Here is a 294-nt window from a genome sequence, read left to right on the forward strand (position 1 = left end):
GGTTATCATATGGCGGTAATTTAAGGTTGAAGAGGTTCATTTTGCCATTTAATGATTTGTCGCTTGATCCCAGGTTGATGCGCTCGGTACAGCATTTGGGTTTTGCTAAACCTACAGAGATCCAGCAGGAAGCTATTCCGGCTGTTATGGTTGGAAGAGATTTAATTGTTTCTTCGCAAACCGGTTCAGGTAAAACCCTGGCGTACCTGTTGCCTATGATGCAGCGCTTATTAAAAAGTCGCCCATTATCAAAACGTGATGCCAGAGCATTAATTCTCGCGCCTACGCGTGAAC

Annotated in this window: 1 protein-coding gene; it reads left to right on the plus strand. The window is 44.6% G+C overall.

Features of this window, described 5'->3' with window-relative positions:
- Positions 1 to 41: 41 nt before the first annotated feature.
- Positions 42 to 294: DEAD/DEAH box helicase (locus tag R0J87_RS19430; protein ID WP_498888297.1), on the plus strand; the 253-nt coding region annotated here is incomplete at its 3' end.

This window comes from Halomonas sp. SIMBA_159 (assembly GCF_046536035.1).
GTDB lineage: Bacteria > Pseudomonadota > Gammaproteobacteria > Pseudomonadales > Halomonadaceae > Vreelandella > Vreelandella venusta_A.